Below are 20,990 nucleotides of genomic sequence, written 5' to 3'. Positions count from 1 at the left end.
GGCCGATGAAGCTGGGCCAGTTGACCGGCGGGACGGAGGAGGCGAGCGTCACCGGCTTCGCGATCGATCATCGCAAGGTGGCGCCGGGCACGGTGTTCGGCGCATTCCAGGGGGCGCGGGTGAATGGCGAGGATTATATCGCCGACGCGATCCGGTCGGGCGCAGTCGCGGTCGTCACCCGGCCGGGAGTCGCGGTCGAGGGCGCGGTGCATATCGTCCATGACGAGCCGCGCGCCTGCTTCGCCCGGCTTGCGGCCCGCTTCTTCGGACCGTTCCCGCCTGTCGCGGTCGCCGTCACCGGCACCAATGGCAAGACCTCGACGGTCGAGATGACCCGTCAGCTCTGGCGGATGGCGGGCGAACATGCCGCCTCGATCGGCACGCTGGGCGTCACCACCGCCGACGACCGCACCTATACCGGACTGACCACGCCCGATGTCGTCACCTTCCTGTCGAATGTCGCCGGGCTGGCGCGCGAGGGGGTGACCCATGTCGCGTTCGAGGCGTCGAGCCACGGACTGACGCAGTATCGGACCGAGGGGCTGCGGGTGGCGGCGGCGGCCTTCACCAACCTGTCGCGCGACCATCTCGACTATCACGGGGACATGGGCGCGTATCTAACCGCCAAGATGCGCCTCTTCTCCGAGGTGCTGGCGCCGGACGGCACGGCGGTGGTCTGGGCCGACGATGCCGAGAGCGCGCGGGTGATCGACCTGGCGCGGGCGCGCGGCAATGCGCTGATCACGGTCGGCGAGCGCGGCGCGACGCTGAGGTTGGTCGGGCGGGACCCGACGCTGCTGGGCCAGGGGCTGGCGATCGAGGCGGAGGGACAGGTCCACCGCGTCCAGCTGCCGCTGATCGGCGGATATCAGGCGGCGAACGCGCTGGTCGCGGCTGGTCTGGTGATCGCCACGGGGGCGCCCGTCGCGCCGACGCTTCAGGCGCTGGCACGGCTGCAACCCGTGCGCGGACGGCTGGAACGGGCGGTGATCGCGCGCAGCGGCGCGCCCGTCTATGTCGACTATGCCCATACGCCCGACGCGCTGGAAGCGGCGATCGCCGCGCTCAAGCCGCATGCGGGCGGGCGGCTGATCGTGGTGTTCGGCGCGGGCGGCGACCGCGACGCGGGCAAGCGCGAGCCGATGGGCCAGGTCGCGCAACTCTATGCCGACCGGGTGATCGTGACCGACGACAATCCGCGCAGCGAGGACCCGGCGGCGATCCGTCGCGCGGTGCTGGCCGGCGCGCCCAATGCGATCGAGATCGGCGACCGCCGCGCCGCGATCGCCGCCGCCATCGCCGAGGCGGGGCCGGAGGATATCGTGCTGATCGCCGGCAAGGGCCATGAACAGGGCCAGATCGTCGGCACGCTGGAGCTGCCGTTCGACGACGTCACCGTGGCGCGGGAATGCGCCGCATGAAGCGCCGGATCGTCGTTCCGCCCGAGAAGCGGCCGGTCGCACCCGCCGCCGGCGCCGATCCCCAGCCGCGCGAGCGGCGCAAGCTGGGGCTGAAATATGGCGGCGACGCGCCGGCCGGGGAGCATGTGTCGTGAGCCTCTGGACCGCCGAGGCGATCGCCGCCGCGACCGGCGGCGCCGCCAGCGCCGGCTTCGCCGTCTCCGGCGTCGCCTTCGACAGCCGCGAGGTGGGCGCTGGCGACCTGTTCGTCGCGCTGTCGGGCGAGGCGACCGACGGCCATCGCTTCCTCGATCAGGCCTATGCACAGGGCGCCGCCGGCGCGCTGGTGTCGCAGGCCGAGGAGCGGTCCCATGTCCGCGTCGCCGACACCTTCGCGGCGCTGGAGGATCTCGGCCGCGCCGCCCGCGCGCGCACCGCCGCGCGGATCGTCGGCATTACCGGTTCGGTCGGCAAGACCAGCGCCAAGGAGGCGCTCTACGCCTGTCTGGAACGCGGCTGGCGCGGCGCGGTGCATCGTTCGGTCAAGAGCTACAACAACCATACCGGCGTCCCGCTCAGTCTCGCGCGGATGCCGGCCGAGGTGCGGGCCGGCGTGTTCGAGATGGGGATGAACCATCCGGGCGAACTGGCGCATCTGACCACGCTGGTCCGCCCGCACGTCGCCCTCATCACCGCCATCGCGCCCGCGCATACCGAATTCTTCCCCGACGAGTCGGCGATCGCCGATGCCAAGGGCGAGATCTTCCAGGGGCTGGAGCCGGGCGGCGTGGCGATCGTGCCCTTCGACAGCCCGCATCGCGACCGACTGATCGCGGCGGCGCGCCCCCATGCGGAGCGGATCGTCACCTTCGGGCTCGACAAGGCGGCGGACGTCCATGCGCTGGAGATGATGCGCGTCGCCGCCGGCACCTATGTGACGGCGCGGCTCGGCGGCCGCGAGCTGAGCTTCACCCTGTCGCAGCCGGGTCTGCACTGGGTCTCGAACGCGCTGGGCGTGCTGGCGGCGGTGGACGCCGTCGGCGGCGACCTGGGGCTCGCTGGCCTGGCGCTCGCCGACCTGGGCGGCCTCGCCGGACGCGGCGCGCGGTTCACGGTCGCGGCGGGCGAGGGCCAGGCGACGGTGATCGACGAGAGCTACAACGCCAATCCGGCCTCGATGCGCGCGACCCTGGCGGTGCTGGCGCAGGAGCCGGGCCGGCACCTGGCGGTGCTGGGCGAGATGCGCGAGCTGGGCGAGGGATCGGCCGGCTATCATGCCGGGCTGGCCGAGCCGGTGCGGGCGGCGAAGGTCGAAACGGCCATATTGGTCGGCGAAGCGATGCGGCCGCTGGCCGAGGCTCTTGCCGCACAGGTGGACATCGTCCATGTGCCCGACGCTTCGACGGCCCTCGACACGCTGCGCGCGACGATCGCGCCGGGCGATGTGGTGCTGGTCAAGGGTTCCAACGGCGTAGGGCTGTCGCGACTGGTCGCGGCGCTCAGGGGCGGCTGAATGCTATACTGGCTTGCGGAGCAGCTTGGATTTCCCGGGCTGCTCAATCTTATCCGTTATCAGTCGTTCCGGACGGGCGCGACGGTGGCGACGGCGCTGTTCATCGGCCTGCTGATCGGCCCGCGCTTCATCGGCTGGCTGCGCGTCCGCCAGGGCAAGGGGCAGCCGATCCGTGCCGACGGGCCGCAGACGCACTTGGCCAAGCGCGGCACCCCGACCATGGGCGGGCTGATGATCCTGACCAGCATGGTGCTGGCGGTGATCGTCTGGATGAACGTCTTCAACCCTTATGTCTGGGCGTGCCTGTTCGTGACGCTGGGGTTCGGCGCGATCGGCTTCCTCGACGATTACGACAAGGTGCGGAAGGCCTCGACCGCGGGCGTCTCCGGGCGCACCCGGCTGCTGCTGGAATTCGCCATCGCGGGCGTCGCCGCCTGGATCATCATGGGGCAGAACGGGCCGCACCTCTACCTGCCCTTCACTTCGCGCATGTATATCGACCTGGGCTATTTCTATCCCGTGTTCGCCGCCTTCACGATCGTCGCCTTCGGCAACGCCGTGAACCTGACCGACGGGCTGGATGGCCTCGCGACGATGCCGGTGATCATCGCCAGCGTGGCGTTCATGGTGATCGTCTACCTGGTCGGCAATTTCAAATTCGCCGAATATCTGGGCATCGCGCATGTGCCGGGCGCGGGCGAGCTGGCGATCTTCTGCGGCGCGGTGGTCGGGGCGGGGCTTGCCTTCCTGTGGTTCAACGCGCCGCCGGCAGCGGTGTTCATGGGCGATACCGGCAGCCTGGCGCTGGGCGGCGCGCTCGGCACCATCGCGGTGGTCGCGCATCACGAGATCGTGCTGGGCATCATCGGCGGCCTGTTCGTGGTCGAGGCGATGTCGGTCATCATCCAGGTGTTCTTCTACAAGCGCACCGGCAAGCGGGTGTTTCGCATGGCCCCCATCCATCATCATTTCGAGCAGCTCGGCTGGTCGGAGCCGACCGTCGTGATCCGCTTCTGGATCATCGCCTTCGTGCTGGCGCTCGCCGGCCTGTCGACGTTGAAGCTGCGATGATCGTCGCGCGCGCCTGGGGCGGGAAACGCTATGCGGTGCTGGGGCTGGCGCGGTCGGGCCTGGCGACCGTCAAGGCGCTGGCGGCGGCCGGTGCTCATGTCGTCGCATGGGATAGTGACGAAGCGGCGCGGGACGCCGCCGACGCGATCGATGGCGTGATCGTCCATGATCCGATGCTGCTCGACCTGACGGGCGCGGCCGGGCTGGTCGTGTCGCCGGGCGTGCCGCTGAACACGCATCCGCTGGTCGCCCGCGCGCGTGAGGCGAAGGTGCCGGTGATCGGCGATATCGAGCTGTTCGCCGAGGCCCGCGCCGAGCTGCCGCCGCACCACGTCGTCGGCATCACCGGCACCAACGGCAAGTCGACCACCACCGCGCTGGTCCGCCACCTGTGCGAGACGGCGGGGCGGCCGAACCTCATGGGTGGCAATATCGGCTTGCCGATCCTGGGGCAGGACCCCTTGCCGGAGGGCGGGGTCTATGTGCTGGAGCTGTCCAGCTACCAGATCGACCTGACGCACAGCCTGGACTGCGACGTGGCGGTGCTGCTCAACGTCACGCCCGACCATCTCGACCGCTATGACGGGTTCGACGCCTATGCCGCCTCCAAGGCGCGGCTGTTCGCGATGCAGTCGGCCGGCCATGACGCGGTGATCGGCATCGGCGACGCGCCCTCGGCGGCGATCGCGCGCGGCCTGTCCGCGAAGGGCGAACATCTGACCAAGATCGCGCCGGGCGTCTGCATGGACCAATCGCGCTGGCCGTCGCTGCAAGGCCCGCACAATGCGCAGAACGCGCTGGCGGCGATCGCCGTGGCGCGGGCGCTCGGACTGAGCGAAGCCGATATCGGTCGCGGGCTGGAAAGCTTCACCGGTCTGCCGCACCGCATGGAGCGGGTGGCGGAGCGGAACGGCGTCGCCTTTGTCGACGACAGCAAGGCGACCAATCCCGAAAGCGCCGCGCCGGCGCTGGGGGCGTTCGCGCGCATCCACTGGATCGTCGGGGGACGGGCCAAGGGCGACGATCTGGACGCCTGCGCGCCCTGGTTCGGCCATGTCGTCCGCGCCTATACGATCGGCGAAGCGGGAGCCCGCTTCGCCGCGGTGCTGTCCGGCAAGGTGCCGGTCGAGGAAGCCGGTACGCTGGAGGTGGCGGTCGCGCGCGCGGCGGCGGCGGCCGGGCCCGGCGAGGTGGTCCTGTTGTCGCCCGCCTGCGCCAGCTTCGACCAGTTCCGCGACTATGAGGATCGCGGCCGGGCGTTCCGCCGCGCGGTGGAGGCGCTGGCATGACCGACGCACGGGCGACCGACGCGGTGGAAGCGAAACGCTCCGCCCGGCTGATCGCGCAGATGAAGAAGCGCGGCGGCCGCGGCGACCGGTCGCCGCTGGGCACCTGGTTCTGGGACATTGACCGGATGCTGCTGCTGCTGACGCTGTGCCTGATCGCAATCGGGCTGATCGCGGTCGCGGCGGCGAGCCCGGCGACCGCGGTCCGCTATTCGGGCGAGCATCACAAGCTGACCCCGCTCTATTATTTCTGGCGGCAGGTGATGTGGGTCGGCGTTTCGCTGCCCGTGCTGTTCGGCGTGTCGATGTTGCCGGTGCCGGTCGCCAGGCGGCTGGCGCTGACCGGGGCGGGCGTGCTGGTCGTGCTGCTGGCGCTGACCCCGCTGATCGGCGTGAACGTCAACGGCGCGAAGCGCTGGATCGGCTACGGCTTCGCGCAGTTCCAGCCCTCCGAGTTCCTGAAGCCGATGTTCATCGTGACCGTCGCCTGGCTCCTGTCGCTGAAGGGCAAGGACGAGAGCCTGCCGACCGTGCTCATCACCGGCGCGCTGACCGGCGGGATCGCGGTGCTGCTGATGCTCCAGCCGGATTTCGGGCAGACGGTGATCTTCTGCACCGTGTGGATGGCGCTGCTGATGATCGCGGGCACGCCGATGCGCGTGCTGGGCGCGATCGTCGGCATGGTGCCGGTGGGGCTGGTCGCCGCCTATCTGTTCTATGGCACGGCGCGGGCGCGGATCGATGCCTTCCTGTTTCCCGATGTCGAGGGCGAGGGGGCGGCAGACCATTTCCAGGTCGACGCCGCGCACCGCACGCTGACCGCCGGCGGCTGGACCGGCACCGGCCCCGGTGGCGGCTCGGCCAAGTTCGGCCTGCCCGAAGCGCATACCGATTACATCTTCTCGGTGATCGGCGAGGAGTTCGGGCTGATCGCGTGCATGATCATCGCGCTCGTCTTCCTGGCGATCGTGGTGCGGGTGTTCGTCAAGCTGCTGGACGAGCAGGACGAGTTCAAGCTGCTCGCCGCCTCCGGCCTGGCGGTGCAGTTCGGCGCGCAGGCGCTGGTGTCGATGGCGGTGAATACCGGCCTGGCTCCCTCCAAGGGCATGACGCTGCCGTTCATCAGCTATGGCGGGTCGTCGATGATCGCGCTCTCGATCGGCATGGGCTTGCTCCTGGCGTTCACGCGGCGCAATCCGTTCCTGACGCGGAGCCCTTACGTCGTCCGCTGGAGCGGTGAGTGATGAAACATTACGTCCTGGCGGCCGGCGGCACCGGCGGCCACATGGTGCCCGCCGCCGCGCTGGCGGCCGAGCTGATGCGGCGCGGCCACCGGGTGGCGTTGGTGTCCGACGCGCGCGGCGTGCGCTTTCCCGGCCTGTTCGACGGGGTGCAGACGCATGTCCTGCCGGCCGGCCGCTTCCAGGTGAAGAAGCCGCAGGGCTGGGCCTCGGCGGTGCGCGAGATGTGGCGCGGCCGGGCGATGGCGCGGCAGCTCTATCAAACCTTCAAGCCGGCGGCGGTGATCGGTTTCGGCGGCTATCCGGCCTTTCCGGCGTTGCTTGCCGCCTTCGCCGACGGGATTCCGACCGCCGTGCACGAGCAGAATGCGGTGCTCGGCCGGGTCAACCGCGTCGTCGCGCGGCGGGTCGATGCGATCGCCACCTCCTATGAGGAAACGGCGCGCCTGTCGCCGCGCCATGCCGACAAGACGCACTTGGTCGGCAATCCGGTGCGCGAGGCGGTGCTGGCGCTGCGGGCGCGACCCTATCCGCTGCTGGAGGAGGACGGCATCTTCCGCGTGCTGGTGACCGGCGGCAGCCAGGGCGCCAACATCCTGAGCCGGGTGGTGCCCGACGGGCTGGCGATGCTGCCGCCCAATTTCCGCCGCCGTCTGCAGGTGACGCATCAGGCGCGGGTCGAGGATATCGATGCGGCGCGCGCGCAATATGCCGCGCACGACATCCCCGCCGAACTCGCCACCTATCTGCCCGACATGCCCGAACAGCTCGCCTGGGCGCATCTGGTGATCGGACGGGCGGGGGCCTCGACCATCGCCGAGCTGACCGCCGCCGGCCGCCCCGCGATCCTGGTGCCGCTGCCCAGCGCCACCGACGATCACCAGACCGCGAACGCGCGCGAGATGACGAAGGCGGGCGGCGCGCGGACGATCGCGCAAGGCGATTTCACCGCGGTCGAACTGGCCAAGCAGATGCAGAAGCTGGGGCTGGACCCGGCGGCGATGGAGAATGCGGCGGGTCGCGCGCGCAGCGTGGGTCGCCCCAATGCGGTCAGCGATCTCGCCGACCTGGTCGAGAGCCTGGATGCGCCGCGCGTCCGCCTGCCCAAGGTGCAGAAGGCGTCCAAACCGGCATTCGCATGACGATGATGAGGAAGTATCAGGCATGAAGGGTGTCGCCACCGATATCGGCACGATCCATTTCGTCGGCATCGGCGGGATCGGCATGTCGGGCATCGCCGAGGTGATGAAGAATCTGGGCTACCGGGTGCAGGGGTCCGACGTGGCGGAGGGCTATGTCGTGCAGGGGTTGCGCGACAAGGGGATCCCGGTCGCGATCGGCCATGCCGCCGCCAATATCGGCGACGCGGCGGTGGTGGTCGTCTCGACCGCAATCACCCGCACCAACCCGGAGGTCGAGGCGGCGCTGGAACGGCGCGTGCCGGTGGTGCGCCGGGCCGAGATGCTGGCCGAGCTGATGCGGCTCAAATCGACCGTCGCGGTCGCCGGCACGCATGGCAAGACAACGACGACCTCGATGGTCGCGGCGTTGCTGGATGCCGGCGGCGTCGACCCCACCGTGATCAATGGCGGCATCATCAACAGCTACGGCTCCAACGCGCGTCTCGGCGCGAGCGACTGGATGGTGGTGGAAGCGGACGAGAGCGACGGCAGCTTCCTGCGGCTGGACGGCACGATCGCGGTCGTCACGAATATCGATCCCGAGCATCTCGACCATTATGGATCGTTCGAGGCGGTGAAGGACGCGTTCGTCGAGTTCGTCGAGAACGTGCCCTTCTACGGCGCGGCCCTGCTCTGCCTCGACCATCCGGAAGTGCAGAACGTCCTGCCACGCGTTCGCGACCGGCGCGTCGTCACCTATGGCTTTTCGGCCCAAGCCGATGTGCGCGGCGTCAACGTCACCCCGATCCCCGGCGGCAACCGGTTCGAATGCATCGTTCGCCAGCGCGATGGATCGACCCGCTCGATCGAGGGGATCGAATTGCCGATGCCCGGCCGCCACAATGTCCAGAACGCGCTGGCCGCGATCGGCGTGGCGCTGGAAATGGGCATCCCGGATGCCACGATCCAGAAGGGGTTCGAGGCGTTCGGCGGCGTCAAGCGGCGCTTCACCAAGGTCGGCGCGGTGCCGGTCGATGGCGGCGCGGCGACGATCATCGACGATTACGGCCATCATCCGGTCGAGATCCGCGCCGTGCTGGCGGCGGCGCGCGAAGGTGCGCGCGGGCGGGTGATCGCGGTCGTTCAGCCGCACCGTTATTCGCGGCTGGGCAATCTGATGGAGGATTTCCAGACCGCCTTCAACGATGCCGACCGGGTGCTGGTCACGCCGGTCTATGCGGCCGGCGAGGCGCCGGTCGAGGGGGTCGATGCGGATGCGCTGGTCGCCGGTCTCAAGCGGCGCGGCCATCGCCATGCGGCAACGGTCGCCGATGCCGGGGCGTTGGCGCGGGAGCTGGCCGGCGACCTGCGGCCGGACGACATGGTGGTCTGCTTGGGCGCGGGCGACATCACCAAATGGGCCGCCGGCCTGGCCAGCGCCATCGGAGACGTGACGTGACCGATTGGTTCAAATCCTCGATCGACCTACAGAAGCAGATGCTCGACGCGCAGCGTCAGGCGCTCGGCGTCGGCCAGAAGATGGTCGATTCGGGCGAGGCCTTGGCCAAGGCGCAGGATGCCTCGATCAAGGCCGCGCAGGCCAATGCCGAGGCGTGGCAGGCCTGGATGCGGATTTGGGGCGTCGGTCCGTGGTGACGGCGGCGGCCGCGGCCGACCTGCCGGCGGTGCGCGGCCGGCTTACCCCGGCCGCGCCGCTGGCCCCGCTCGTCTGGTTCAAGAGTGGCGGCGCGGCGGACTGGCTGTTCGAGCCGGCCGACCGCGACGACCTGTCCGCCTTTCTGGCGGCGCTCGATCCCGCCATGCCCGTTTATCCCTTGGGTCTCGGCTCCAACCTGATCGTGCGCGACGGCGGCATGCCGGGCGTGGTGATCCGGCTGGGCAAGCCCTTCGCCCGGGTCGAGCGGGCGGATGCGGTGACGCTGCGCTGCGGCGGCGGGGCGAGCGGCATCCTGGTCTCGTCCACCGCGCGCGACGCGGGGATCGCCGGCACCGAATTCCTCCGCTCGATCCCCGGCACGGTCGGCGGCTTCGTACGGATGAACGGCGGGGCCTATGGCCGGGAGGTGTCGGACATCCTGGTCGAGGCGACGGTGGTGCGGCGCGACGGCGCGGTCGAGGTCTGGCCCGCCGCGCGGCTCCACTACCGCTACCGACATTCCGACCTGCCCGAGGGGGTGGTCGTGGTCGAGGCGCTGTTCCGCGGGCATCCGGGCGAACCCGCCGCGATCGGCGCGGAGATGGACCGGATCGCCGCCGAGCGCGAGGCGTCGCAACCCTTGCGCAGCCGCACCGGCGGTTCGACCTTCAAGAACCCGGAAGGGCACAAGGCGTGGGCGCTGGTCGATGCGGCGGGCTGTCGCGGCCTGACCCGGGGCGACGCGCAGGTGTCGGAGAAGCATTGCAATTTCCTGCTCAACCTGGGGCAGGCCAGCAGCGCCGAGATCGAGGCGTTGGGCGAAGAGGTGAGGGCGAGAGTGAAGGCGCAGTCGGGCGTGAGCCTGGAATGGGAGATCCAGCGCGTGGGAGTGGCGAAATGACGGATGGCACGACCCCTCTCCATGTCGCGGTGCTGATGGGCGGCTGGTCGGCGGAGCGACCGGTGTCGCTGATGTCGGGCGCGGGCGTCGCCCAGGCGCTCGAGTCGCTCGGCCATCGGGTGACCCGGATCGACATGGACCGCGACGTCGCCGCGCGGCTGGCCGAGGCGCGGCCCGACCTGGTGTTCAACGCCCTGCACGGCTCGCCCGGGGAGGATGGCACGGTGCAGGGGCTGATGGACCTGATGGGGCTGCGCTACACGCATAGCGGCCTCGCCACCTCGGTCATCGCGATCGACAAGGTGCTGACCAAGCAGGCGCTGGTGCCGCACGGCGTGCCGATGCCCGGTGGTCGCATCGTGCGCTCCGCCGACATCCACCAGGCCGACCCGCTGGCGCGCCCCTATGTGCTGAAGCCGGTCAACGAGGGGTCGTCGGTCGGCGTCGCGATCATCACCGAGGAGGGCAATTACGGCAATCCGATCGCGCCCGATGCCAAGGGCCCGTGGCAGGAATTCGAGGAACTGCTCGCCGAGCCATATATCCGCGGGCGCGAACTGACCACGGCGGTGCTGGGCGACCGGGCGCTGGGCGTGACCGAGCTGATCCCGAAGAACGGCTGGTATGATTTCGACGCCAAGTACACCGACGGGCTGACCGAGCATGTCTGCCCGGCGCGCATTCCGGACGAGATCGCCGAAGCGTGCAAGGCGCTGGCGCTGGAGGCGCATCGACTGCTCGGATGCCAGGGCACCAGTCGCTCCGACTTCCGCTGGGACGACGAGCGCGGCGTCGACGGGCTGTTCCTGCTGGAGGTCAACACCCAGCCGGGCATGACCCCGCTCAGCCTGGTGCCGGAACAGGCGCGCCACATCGGCATGGGCTATGCCGAACTGGTCCAGGCGATCGTCGACGAGGCGTTGCGGCGTCCGCACGGGGAGCGGCCGGGATGAGTCGCACGATCAAGCGCGGGCCGCCGCCCAAGCGGCCGGCCCCGCGCCGCCGCCAGCCGGTGAAGAAGGTATCGATCGGCGAGAAGCTGGTCGCGCGCCTGCCGGTCAGCGAGGCGACGGTGAAGAAGGCTGTCACCTGGTCGATCACCGGGCTGGCGGGCGGGGCGATCATCGGCATCGCCACCTGGATCGGCGTGCCCGGCATGATCGGCGCGGCGGTGGCCAGCACCGCCGGCCAGGCTGGCCTGCGCGTCGAGCAGGTCGAGATCACCGGGCTGAAGCGGATGGACCGGATGACGGTCTATGCGATCGCGCTAGAGGACAAGCAGAACCGCACCTCGATGCTGGCGGTCGACCTCCCCGCGATCCGCGACCGGCTGCTCCGCTACGGCTGGATCGCGGATGCGCATGTCTCGCGCCGGCTGCCCGACACGTTGCTGATCGACATCGTCGAGCGCACGCCGGCGGCGGTGTGGCAGGATCGCGGCGAGCTGACGTTGATCGACAAGGACGGCGTGCTGCTGGAGCCGGTGCAGCCCAATGCGATCCCCAATCTGCCGCTGGTGATCGGGCCCGGCGCGGACCGGCAGGAGGCGGGCTATCAGGCGCTGCTCGCCGCCGCCCCCCAGCTTCGCCCCAAGATCAAGGCGGCGACCTGGATCGGCAATCGTCGCTGGGACCTGACCTTCGCGACCGGCGAGGTGCTGGCGCTGCCCGAGGACGGGGCGGGGCGGGCGCTGGCGCGCTTCGCGGAGCTGGACGGCAACCGGCCGCTCCTGGGCCGGGGCTGGATGCGGTTCGACATGCGCGACCCTGCGAAGCTGGTTGCGCGCAAGCCCGGCATGAACCAGAACCATGCGCTGGCCGATCCCGCGCAAATGGGGGCGGCCGTCGCGCCCGAGACCGACGGCGCGGCGAACGCGGTCGCAGGCGATGGCGGCCCGGAGTCCGGGGCGGCAGCCGACGCTGCGCCGGGCGGGGGCGAGGGGTGAAGTAATGGCGAAAGTGGCACCGGAAGGTCTGATCACCGCGCTCGACATCGGGTCGTCCAAGGTGTCGGCGATGATCGCGCAGAAGGGCGATGGCGGCGAGCTGATCGTGCTGGGAACCGGCCAGCGCGAGAGCCGTGGCGTGAAGCGCGGCTATATCGCCGACATGGGGGCAACCGAGGCGGCGGTGCGCGAGGCGGTGGAGCAGGCCGAGCGGATCGCCGGGTTGAACATCGAGAATGTCTGGGTCGGCTTCTCGGCCGGCGGGCTGGTGTCCGACGTGGCCGAAGTCGAGTTCGAGCTGGGCGGGCACCAGGTCGAGCAGCAGGACATCGACGCGCTGCTGGCGGCGGGCCGCCAGTCGATCGACCCGCAGGGGCGGATGGTCCTGCACGCGCAGCCGGCGCTCTACACGCTGGATGGGCTGACCGGCGTCAAGAAGCCGCTCGGCCTTCACGCCGACAAGCTGGGCGTGCACATCCATGTCGTCGCGGCCGACGGATCGCCGGTGCGCAACCTGGACCTGTGCGTCCGCTCGGCGCACCTGGAGGTGAAGTCGATCATCGCGGCACCGGTCGCGACGGGGCTCGCCTGCCTGTCCGAGGAAGAGCGCGAGCTCGGCGTCGCGCTGGTCGAGATCGGCGCGGGCATCACCAATGTCTCGCTCTTCGCGGGCGGGATGCTGGTCGGCCTGTGCTCGATCCCGGTGGGCGCGCAGGACATCACCGACGACATCGCCTCCGCCTTCGGCACGCGCCGGGCGCTGGCCGAGCGGATGAAGTGCTTCCACGGATCGGCCAATGCGAGCCCTCGCGACAATCACGACATGATCCCGGTCACGCCGGTCGGCGCGGAAGATGATGTCCATGGCGGCACCCAGATCACCAAGGCCCAATTGATCGCGGTGATTCGCCAAAGACTGGAACATCAAATGAACGAGGTCCGTAAGGCCTTGACCCAGTTGAAGTTTGAAGGTCCGGTCGGGCGACAGGTCGTGCTCACAGGCGGCGGGGCCGAGTTGAAGGGGATTGCAGACTATGCGCAGCAGGCTCTAGGGCGTTCGGTACGACTGGGAAGGCCGCGCGGGTTGACGGGTTTGCCCGAGGCGCATGCCGGACCGGCGTTCGCGACGCTGGCGGGCCTGGCCTTCTACGCCGCGACCGATCCGATCGACCTGCGCGCCGTCGCCCCCAGCGGGCAGACGGTCCACCGGCCGAGCGGTCTGGGGCTGTTTCGCAAGCTTCTTCAAGCGGCGCGGGCAAATTACTGACGTTTTTCGGTGGCGGTCGGCGGATCGTCGCGTACATAGCAATAATCGATACCTGGGCGGGCGGTCACAAGGCTCGGGTGCGGCGGAGTAACATTGGCGATGAGCATCGAATTTCTGGCACCCGAGGTGGATGAGCTGACCCCGCGAATCGCGGTGATCGGCGTGGGCGGCGCCGGCGGCAACGCCATCGCCAACATGATGCGGGCCGATGTGCAGGGCGTCGACTTCCTGGTCGCCAACACCGACGCGCAGGCGCTGAAGCAGTCGACCGCGCCCAACCGCATCCAGCTCGGCGCGAAGATCACGCAAGGGCTGGGCGCGGGCGCCCGGCCGGAGATCGGTCGCGCCGCCGCCGAGGAGACGATCGAGAGCCTCGCCAAGCAGCTCGAGGGCTGCCACATGGTCTTCATCGCCGCCGGCATGGGCGGCGGCACCGGCACCGGCGCCGCGCCCGTCATCGCCAAGGCCGCACGCGACATGGGCATCCTGACCGTCGGCGTCGTCACCAAGCCGTTCGCGTTCGAGGGCAATCGCCGCTCCAAGGCGGCCGATGGCGGCATCGAGGAACTGCAGAAGTTCGTCGACACGCTGATCGTGATCCCGAACCAGAACCTGTTTCTGATCGCCAATGCCAACACCACCTTCAAGGAAGCGTTCGCGATGGCGGACGAGGTGCTGCAGCAGGGTGTGCGCGGCATCACTGACCTGATGGTCATGCCCGGCCTCATCAACCTCGACTTCGCCGACGTCCGTTCGGTGATGCAGGAGATGGGCAAGGCGATGATGGGCACCGGCGAAGCGTCGGGCGACAATCGCGCGCTGGAAGCGGCGCAGAAGGCGATCGCCAACCCGCTGCTCGACGGCGTGTCGATGCAGGGCGCCAAGGGCGTCATCATTTCGATCACCGGCGGCGACGACATGCGCCTGCTGGAGGTGGACGAGGCGGCGAACCACATCCGCGACCTGGTCGATCCCGACGCCAACATCATCTGGGGCTCGGCGTTCAACCCGGAACTGGAAGGCCGCATCCGCGTGTCGGTGGTCGCCACCGGCATAGAGGCGGTCGAGCGCGTGGTGCCCAGCCCGTCGCAGGGCGGCGACTCGGCGCGCTCCTTCTCCTTCGGCCTGGGCCGCAAGACCGACGAGACCACCTCCTTCCGCCCGACCGAAACGCCGGCCGCGTCGCAGCCTGCACCTGCGCCCGCCCCGCAACAGGCCGCGCCGGCGCCTGCGCCCCAGGCCGCCACGCCGCATTATGCCGCCCCGCAGCCGGCGGCCCAGCCGGCCGCGTCCGCGCCGGCCGCTCCCCAGGCGGCGGTGCCGCCGGCTCCCGCGACGCCCGCCGCCGATGACGAGCTGGTCCTCGGCGCCGACACGATGGTGAGCCCGCCGGTCACCCCGCGCGCGCCGGCCCAGCCGGCCCCCTATGCCGCGCCCGCGACCGGCTATGCGGCGCCGACTCCCGCCCCCGCGCCGGCGGCGGACGAGGGCGGCGCGCGGCGTCGCTGGCTGGCACCAGGCAGCGATACCGGCGCGGTCGAGCCGCCAGCCCCCGCACCGCGCGTGAAGCTGGGCGGCACCTTGTTCGAGCGCATGTCCAACGCCGCGCGCGGCACGCCGCGCGAGGAAGAGGCGAAGCCGGCCGATCCGCTCGACATCCCGCGTTTCCTGCACCGCCAGAACAACCAGTAAGGACATTGGGCGGGGAGGGCATGATCCTCTTCCCGTCCGTCCTCCCGCCCGTCGGACAGGCCCGCCGCCCGGCCAGGTCCGTGGCCGGGCGACGTGCGCCTGCAAAAGGCGTCGCCCGCCTGGTCGTCATCCCGGCCCGTTTCGTCGCGCCGGCGGGCCCATCGACATTGCCGGTTCATCCCGGCTGGGCTGTAGCCGGATCGATCCCATGAAGCCGCTTTTCCTCTCCACCGCCGCGCTTGCGCTTGCTGCCGCCCTCGCGCCCCTTCCCCTGGCCGCGCAGGCGGTGGTGCAGCCGCTGCACCGAACGCTGGCCGACGATCTCGGCGACGTGATGCGCCGGCTCGCCAGCAACCCGCGCGACCTGAACGCGCTGATCGAGGCGGGGGACCTGTCGATCCGCATGGGCGACCTGTCCGCCGCCGCCTCGCTGTTCGCCCGGGCCGACAAGATCGCCCCACGCGACGGCCGGGTGAAGGCCGGCATGGGTTCGGTGCTGGTCCGGTCGGAACGGCCGGGCGAGGCGCTGCGCTTCTTCCAGCAGGCCGAAAGCTTCGGCGTGTCGCCGTCGCGCTTCGCGGCCGATCGCGGTCTCGCCTATGACCTGATCGGCGAGCAGGCGCGCGCCCAGGCGGATTATCGGCTGGCCCTGGCCCAGGAGCGCGACGACGAGACGCTACGCCGCTATGCGCTGTCGCTCGGCATCTCGGGCCAGCAGGCGCAGGCGTTGGAGCAACTCGACCCGCTCGTCCGCCGCCAGGATCGCGCCGCTTGGCGCGCACGGGCGTTCGTAATGGCGATGAGCGGCGATACGGGCGGCGCGAACAAGATCGCGACGACGATGATGCCGGCGACGATGGCGCAAGGCCTTGGGGCGTTCTTCCAGCGGCTGCCGACCTTGCCCGCCGCCGACCGCGCGTTCGCGGTGCATTTCGGCGAGATCTTCGCGACGCCGGAGCGGGTCGCGGATGCTCGCCTGGTTCCGCCATTGCCGCCGATGCCGCGCGACACCAGCGCCCCGGTGCAGGTCGCCGCGACCAGCACGGTCCAGCCGGTCGAGAGCAGCCGCCGCCAGACCCGCCGTCGCGAACCGGTGGCAGGCCGGACCACCGCCAGCCGTCCCGTCTCGGTCGCCGCGGCGCCGGTGGTGACGATGGCGCCGGCGCGCGAGGTCGTGCAGCCGGTGCCAGCCCAGCCTGTCGTGCAGCCGATCGTGCCGCCCGTCGTCCGGTCCGCCCCCGTCACGGTCGCGGCGGTGCAGCCGGTCGCGCCGCCCCGGCCGAGCTTCGCGCCACGGTCGCCGGTCGTACAGCCCGTGCCGGTTCAGCCGGACCCCGTCGAGACCGCCGCCACGCCGCCCACGCGGGTCGCGCCGGTCGAATCGAGCGCGTCGACGCGGCGGACCGATGCGGTGCTTGCGCGGATCGTCGCAAGCCTGTCGATCCCCGCATCGGAGCTGGGGGTGGAGGAGCCGGTCCGGGCCGTCACCCAGACGCCCCGGCCGGAAGAGCCCGTCAACCTGGCGAAGGCGCCGGCCTCGGCGATCGGTCACCGCGTGGTCACCGAAGCGGTCGCCAAGGAGGCGCGCGATACCGCCGTCCGCCGCGTGGTCGCGGCACGGCTGACCGGCGACGCCGCCGCCGATGATGCGGCCCCCGCCAAGCCGCGCACGGCGGCGGAACGGCGGGCGGCGGAACGGCTGGCCAGGGCGGAGGCCGCGAAGACCCCGGCGGAACGTCGGGCCGCCGCGCGCCTCGCCAAGGCGGACGCGGATGCAGAGGCGGAGCCCGCGCCCAGGACGCCGGCCGAGCGCCGCGCCGCAGCACGCAAGGCGGAAGCGGAGAAGAAGGCGGCGGCTGAAAAGAAGGCGCTTGCCGACAAGGAGGCCGCCGAGAAGAAGGCGGCGCGCGCCAACCCGTCGCGCATCTGGGTGCAGGTGGCCGGCGGCGCGAATGCCGACGATCTGCCCAAGGCGTGGAAGGGCGCGCAGGGCAAGGCGTCGGCGCTGAAGAGCCGGACGGCTTATGCGACCAGGAACCGCGCCAGCAATCGCGTTTTGACCGGCCCCTTCAAGACCGAGGCGGAGGCGCGCGCCTTCGTGAATCAGCTTGCCAAGCAGGGTGTCTCGGCCTTTTCCTTCACCAGCGATGCCGGCCAGCCGGTGACCAAGCTGCCGGCGAAGTAAGCGCCGGCATCAACGGGGGACTGCAAGCGTGACGATCGCACCTTGGGCGTCGGACCCGGCGCGGAGCCGGGGGCGGCGGCATGACGAGCAGCGCGACGGCCAGGTGCGGGGCCCCCGCGATGCATTCCAGCGCGACCGCGACCGGATCATCCATTCGATCAGCTTTCGCCGGCTGCGCCACAAGACCCAGGTCTTCATGGCGCCGGACGGCGATCATTTCCGCGTCCGCCTGACCCACAGCATCGAGGTGGCGCAGATCGGCCGCACCATCGCGCGCGCGCTGGGCCTGAACGAGGATCTGACCGAGGCCTTGTGCCTCGCGCATGATATCGGTCACCCGCCATTCGGCCATGCCGGCGAGGACGCGCTGAAGGAAGCGATGTCGGGTGCGGGCGGCTTCGACCATAATGGCCATGTGCTGCGGGTCCTGACCGAGCTGGAAAGCCCCTATCCCTTGTGGAACGGGCTCAATCTCAGTTGGGAGACGCTGGAGGGGCTGGCCAAGCACAATGGCCCGGTCCGCCATCCCGGCTGGGCGCTGGCGCAGGCGGATGCGGACTTCCCGCTCGAACTGGCGCAGCATGCCTCGCTGGAGGCACAGGTCGCGGCGATCGCCGACGACATCGCCTATGACAATCACGACATTGACGACGGCCTGCGCGCCGGCCTGTTGACGCTGGATCAATTGCTGGCGGTGCCGGTGGTGGCGCAGACCTGGGACGGGGTGCGGCGGCGTTTTCCGGACGGGCATCCGGTGCGTCTGGCGCGCGAGCTGGTCCGTACGCAGATCGGCGCGATGGTCACCGACCTGCTCGCCGAGACCCAGGCGCGGATCGCCGATAGCGGCGTCGGCGACGTGGCGGACGTGCGCGCGGCGGGCCGGACGCTGGTCGGCTTCTCCGAGGCGATGCGGACGGCGGAGCGCGACCTGAAGCGCTTCATGTATGCCAATCTTTATCACCATCCGGTCCAGCTCGCCGCGGCGGACGCGGCGCGGGCGGTGGTGAGCGGGTTGTTCGCGACCTATTCGGCCGATCCCGCCGCCATGCCGCCCGAATGGCGCGAACGTCTGCCGGTCGAGGAGCCGGCGCGCAGCCGCCATATCGCCGACTTCATAGCCGGTATGACCGACCGTTACGCGATCACCCGCTATCGTGCGCTGGTCGGGCCGATCGACCTGCCGGAGGGTTTCTGAGCGACGCGCTGCTTGTGGTCGCGGGAAGGCGCGACGACGTGAAAAGCATCGGAACCGTGCAGAGGCCGCGCAGGGAGCCATCCGGCGGCACGGCGGCACCATCGGGCCGGCCTGGAAGACGATCCGGCGCGAGCGCGCCTGACTTCTACTCGTGATGTGCGCCGGTATGCGCGCCATCCCCCGTCTGCGTCGCGACCCGACGCTGGATAGCACGTCAACGGGACGAAGAAGGGGCGGCCAGTCACCCGGCAGCCCCTTGTGATCAAGCCGCCGGGTGCGCCGGCGGCCTGCGATGGGAGAAGGTCGACCTCAGAGCGCCGAGGTCGCATCCTTGGCGGCACCGGCGGCGTCGGCGACGCGGAAGGCGACCGGGGCCTCGCCCGACCGGCCGGTCACGCGGCCGTTGCGGACGACGAGGCGGAACGACTTGCCGTCCTCGACGCGGTGGCCCGAGATCACCTTGGCGCCATGCGCTTCGTCGGCGGTGTACACATAGGTCTGACCTTCATGCGTGAAGCGGTGCTCCAGCGGCGCGGCCGTCGCGACCGTGGCGGTGAAGGTGGCCGCAACCGCGGCGACGATGCTGATCTTGCGCATGATGTCTGTCCCCATGAAGAGAAGCGGGAAGGAGTGGCTGCCCGCCTCGTGACCGTTGCGGCCATGAATATTGCACCGCAGCAATCGCGCAACTGCAAAGGGTCCGAGCAAGATTGCAGGAAACGCAAGCGCGTTTGAGCCGCCGCCGCTTTGGCGCTAAGGGGCCAGGCTTCCACCCAGTATCGGACGACCATGACGCTCTACACCCGCTTCGCCGCCCATATCGATGCCGCGCTCGACACCCTGACCGATGGTGGCGTGCTGCCCGGCGGGATCGACCGCCGCAACGTGACGGTGGAGCCGCCGCGCGACGCGTCGCACGGCGATCTCGCGACCAATGCGGCGATGGTGCTGGCCAAGGCGGCGGGCGCCAAGCCGCGCGCGCTGGCGGAGGCGCTGGCGGCCGAGCTGGCCAAGCTGCCCGAGGTGGCGCGCGTCGACATCGCCGGTCCCGGCTTCATCAACATGGTGCTGACCGACGACAGCTGGCGCGGCGAACTGGCGGCGGTGCATGCGGCTGGGGCCGATTATGGCCGTTCGACGACGGGCAACGGCATCACCGTCAACATCGAATATGTCTCCGCCAATCCGACCGGGCCGATGCATATGGGCCATTGCCGGGGCGCGGTGGTGGGCGATGCGCTCGCCAGCCTGCTGGAGTTCGCCGGACACAGGGTGATCCGCGAATATTACGTCAACGATGCCGGCGGCCAGGTCGATGTGCTCGCCCGTTCGGTCCATTGCCGCTACCGCGAGGCGCTGGGTGAGACGGTGACCATCCCGGAGGGCCTGTATCCCGGCGACTATCTGGTGCCCGTGGGGCAGGCGCTGGCCGCCGAATATGGCGAGCGCTACGCCGCTGCGCCCGAGGGCGAATGGCTGGCGCTGTTCCGCACCCGCGCGGTCGCGGCGATGATGGACCTGATCAAGGCCGATCTGGCCTTGCTCGGAATCCATCACGACCTCTTCTCGTCCGAGGCCGAGTTGCAGGCGGCCGGCAAGCCCGAGGCGGCCGAGGCCGAACTGCGCGCGCGCGACCTGGTCTATGACGGCGTGCTGGAGGCCCCCAAGGGCGAGACGCCCGAGGATTGGGAGCCGGTGGAGCTGCCGTTGTTCCGTTCCACCGCCTTTGGCGACGATCAGGACCGGCCGATCAAGAAGTCGAACGGCAGCTGGACCTATTTCGGCGCCGACCTGGCCTATCACTACCAGAAGGCGCAGGGTGCCGACCAGCTCATCGACATCTGGGGCGCGGACCATGCCGGCACGGTCAAGCGCATCCAAGCGGCGGTCGCGGCGCTGACCGGCGGCAAGACGCGCTTCGACGTCAAGCTGATCCAGATGGTGCGGCTGCTGCGCGGCGGCGAGCCGGTCAAGATGTCCAAGCGCGCCGGCAATTTCGTCACGCTGGCGGATGTAGTGCGCGAGGTCGGCAAGGACGTGGTGCGCTTCACCATGCTGACCCGCCGCGCCGACGCCCAGATGGATTTCGACTTCGCCAAGGTGGTCGAGGCGTCGAAGGACAATCCGGTCTTCTACGTCCATTATGCCCATGCGCGCATCGCCTCGCTGCATCGTCGCGCCGCCGAGGCGGGGATCGGCGAGGGCGAGCCCGATCTCGCCCGGCTGGACGCGGAGGAACTGGCGCTGGTCAAGCTCGCGGCGCAATTCCCGCGCACCGTCGAGACGGCGGCGGCGACGCGCGAGCCGCATCGCATCGCCTTCTACCTCTACGACCTGGCCGCCGCCTTCCATGCGGCCTGGAATGTCGGCAACGACCGGCCGGACCGCCGCTTCCTGGTGGTGGAGGATGCCGAGGCGACGCGCGCGCGGCTTTTCCTGGCGGCCGGAATCGGGCAGATCATCCGCAATGGCCTGGCGATCATGGGCGTCGAGGCCGTCTCGGAGATGAACTGACT

General features: G+C 70.4%; 18 protein-coding genes. 17 read left to right on the top strand and 1 reads right to left on the bottom strand.

Going from position 1 to position 20,990, the window contains the following annotated elements:
• Nucleotides 1–5: 5 nt before the first annotated feature.
• From GGQ96_RS14340 to GGQ96_RS14270, 16 genes are all read left to right on the top strand, one after another.
• Entirely contained in the window at nucleotides 6–1,421 is a 1,416-nt protein-coding gene (locus tag GGQ96_RS14340; protein WP_184115978.1) for a UDP-N-acetylmuramoyl-L-alanyl-D-glutamate--2,6-diaminopimelate ligase, read from the top strand.
• On the top strand, nucleotides 1,418–1,555 hold the full coding sequence (locus GGQ96_RS21495) for a hypothetical protein (protein WP_246360607.1): 138 nt from the start codon (nucleotides 1,418–1,420) through the stop codon (nucleotides 1,553–1,555). The genes GGQ96_RS14340 and GGQ96_RS21495 overlap by 4 nt, the downstream gene beginning before the upstream one ends.
• Nucleotides 1,552–2,913 (top strand): UDP-N-acetylmuramoyl-tripeptide--D-alanyl-D-alanine ligase, encoded by a 1,362-nt coding sequence (locus GGQ96_RS14335; protein WP_343059067.1) that lies wholly within the window; start codon nucleotides 1,552–1,554, stop codon nucleotides 2,911–2,913. Before GGQ96_RS21495 ends, GGQ96_RS14335 begins: the two co-directional genes overlap by 4 nt.
• Nucleotides 2,914–3,984, top strand: a complete 1,071-nt coding sequence (gene mraY, locus GGQ96_RS14330) for a phospho-N-acetylmuramoyl-pentapeptide-transferase (RefSeq protein ID WP_184115974.1) — start codon at nucleotides 2,914–2,916, stop codon at nucleotides 3,982–3,984.
• Nucleotides 3,981–5,273 (top strand): UDP-N-acetylmuramoyl-L-alanine--D-glutamate ligase, encoded by a 1,293-nt coding sequence (murD, locus tag GGQ96_RS14325; RefSeq protein ID WP_184115972.1) that lies wholly within the window; start codon nucleotides 3,981–3,983, stop codon nucleotides 5,271–5,273. Before mraY ends, murD begins: the two co-directional genes overlap by 4 nt.
• On the top strand, nucleotides 5,270–6,514 hold the full coding sequence (locus GGQ96_RS14320) for an FtsW/RodA/SpoVE family cell cycle protein (protein ID WP_425506705.1): 1,245 nt from the start codon (nucleotides 5,270–5,272) through the stop codon (nucleotides 6,512–6,514). Before murD ends, GGQ96_RS14320 begins: the two co-directional genes overlap by 4 nt.
• The gene (murG, locus tag GGQ96_RS14315) at nucleotides 6,514–7,653 is read left to right on the top strand and encodes an undecaprenyldiphospho-muramoylpentapeptide beta-N-acetylglucosaminyltransferase (protein WP_184115970.1); all 1,140 of its coding nucleotides are present in this window, start codon (nucleotides 6,514–6,516) and stop codon (nucleotides 7,651–7,653) included. The genes GGQ96_RS14320 and murG overlap by 1 nt, the downstream gene beginning before the upstream one ends.
• Before the next feature lie 22 nt (nucleotides 7,654–7,675).
• The gene (murC, locus tag GGQ96_RS14310; RefSeq protein WP_184115968.1) at nucleotides 7,676–9,091 is read left to right on the top strand and encodes a UDP-N-acetylmuramate--L-alanine ligase; all 1,416 of its coding nucleotides are present in this window, start codon (nucleotides 7,676–7,678) and stop codon (nucleotides 9,089–9,091) included.
• Nucleotides 9,088–9,288 (top strand): hypothetical protein, encoded by a 201-nt coding sequence (locus GGQ96_RS14305; protein ID WP_343059066.1) that lies wholly within the window; start codon nucleotides 9,088–9,090, stop codon nucleotides 9,286–9,288. The genes murC and GGQ96_RS14305 overlap by 4 nt, the downstream gene beginning before the upstream one ends.
• Complete coding sequence (murB, locus tag GGQ96_RS14300) at nucleotides 9,267–10,190, top strand: UDP-N-acetylmuramate dehydrogenase (RefSeq protein WP_246360606.1); 924 nt, start codon at nucleotides 9,267–9,269, stop codon at nucleotides 10,188–10,190. The genes GGQ96_RS14305 and murB overlap by 22 nt, the downstream gene beginning before the upstream one ends.
• A complete protein-coding gene (locus GGQ96_RS14295) occupies nucleotides 10,187–11,143 on the top strand; it encodes a D-alanine--D-alanine ligase (protein WP_184115964.1) in 957 nt (318 codons plus the stop codon). The genes murB and GGQ96_RS14295 overlap by 4 nt, the downstream gene beginning before the upstream one ends.
• Entirely contained in the window at nucleotides 11,140–12,135 is a 996-nt protein-coding gene (locus GGQ96_RS14290) for a cell division protein FtsQ/DivIB (protein WP_184115962.1), read from the top strand. Before GGQ96_RS14295 ends, GGQ96_RS14290 begins: the two co-directional genes overlap by 4 nt.
• Nucleotides 12,136–12,139: 4 nt before the next feature.
• Nucleotides 12,140–13,402 (top strand): cell division protein FtsA, encoded by a 1,263-nt coding sequence (ftsA, locus tag GGQ96_RS14285; RefSeq protein ID WP_184115960.1) that lies wholly within the window; start codon nucleotides 12,140–12,142, stop codon nucleotides 13,400–13,402.
• A 99-nt stretch (nucleotides 13,403–13,501) separates the two neighbouring features.
• A complete protein-coding gene (ftsZ, locus tag GGQ96_RS14280) occupies nucleotides 13,502–15,094 on the top strand; it encodes a cell division protein FtsZ (RefSeq protein ID WP_184115958.1) in 1,593 nt (530 codons plus the stop codon).
• A 208-nt stretch (nucleotides 15,095–15,302) separates the two neighbouring features.
• Nucleotides 15,303–17,279, top strand: a complete 1,977-nt coding sequence (locus GGQ96_RS14275; protein WP_184115956.1) for an SPOR domain-containing protein — start codon at nucleotides 15,303–15,305, stop codon at nucleotides 17,277–17,279.
• Between the two features lie 28 nt (nucleotides 17,280–17,307).
• Nucleotides 17,308–18,474 carry a deoxyguanosinetriphosphate triphosphohydrolase gene (locus GGQ96_RS14270; protein WP_184115954.1) on the top strand — a complete coding sequence of 389 codons (1,167 nt, stop codon included), beginning with the start codon at nucleotides 17,308–17,310 and terminating at the stop codon, nucleotides 18,472–18,474.
• A gap of 309 nt (nucleotides 18,475–18,783) precedes the next feature.
• On the opposite strand, the gene GGQ96_RS14265 is transcribed toward GGQ96_RS14270, so the two are convergent.
• Nucleotides 18,784–19,071 (bottom strand): hypothetical protein, encoded by a 288-nt coding sequence (locus tag GGQ96_RS14265; RefSeq protein ID WP_184115952.1) that lies wholly within the window; start codon nucleotides 19,069–19,071, stop codon nucleotides 18,784–18,786.
• A 192-nt stretch (nucleotides 19,072–19,263) separates the two neighbouring features.
• Between GGQ96_RS14265 and argS the strand changes: the two genes are divergently transcribed.
• A complete protein-coding gene (gene argS, locus GGQ96_RS14260; RefSeq protein WP_184115950.1) occupies nucleotides 19,264–20,988 on the top strand; it encodes an arginine--tRNA ligase in 1,725 nt (574 codons plus the stop codon).
• Nucleotides 20,989–20,990 lie beyond the last annotated feature (2 nt).

Source organism: Sphingomonas abaci (assembly GCF_014199625.1).
Taxonomy (GTDB): Bacteria; Pseudomonadota; Alphaproteobacteria; order Sphingomonadales; family Sphingomonadaceae; genus Sphingomonas; species Sphingomonas abaci.
The sequence above is the reverse complement of the archived record's forward strand: the minus strand, read 5'-3'. Positions and strand labels throughout refer to the sequence as shown.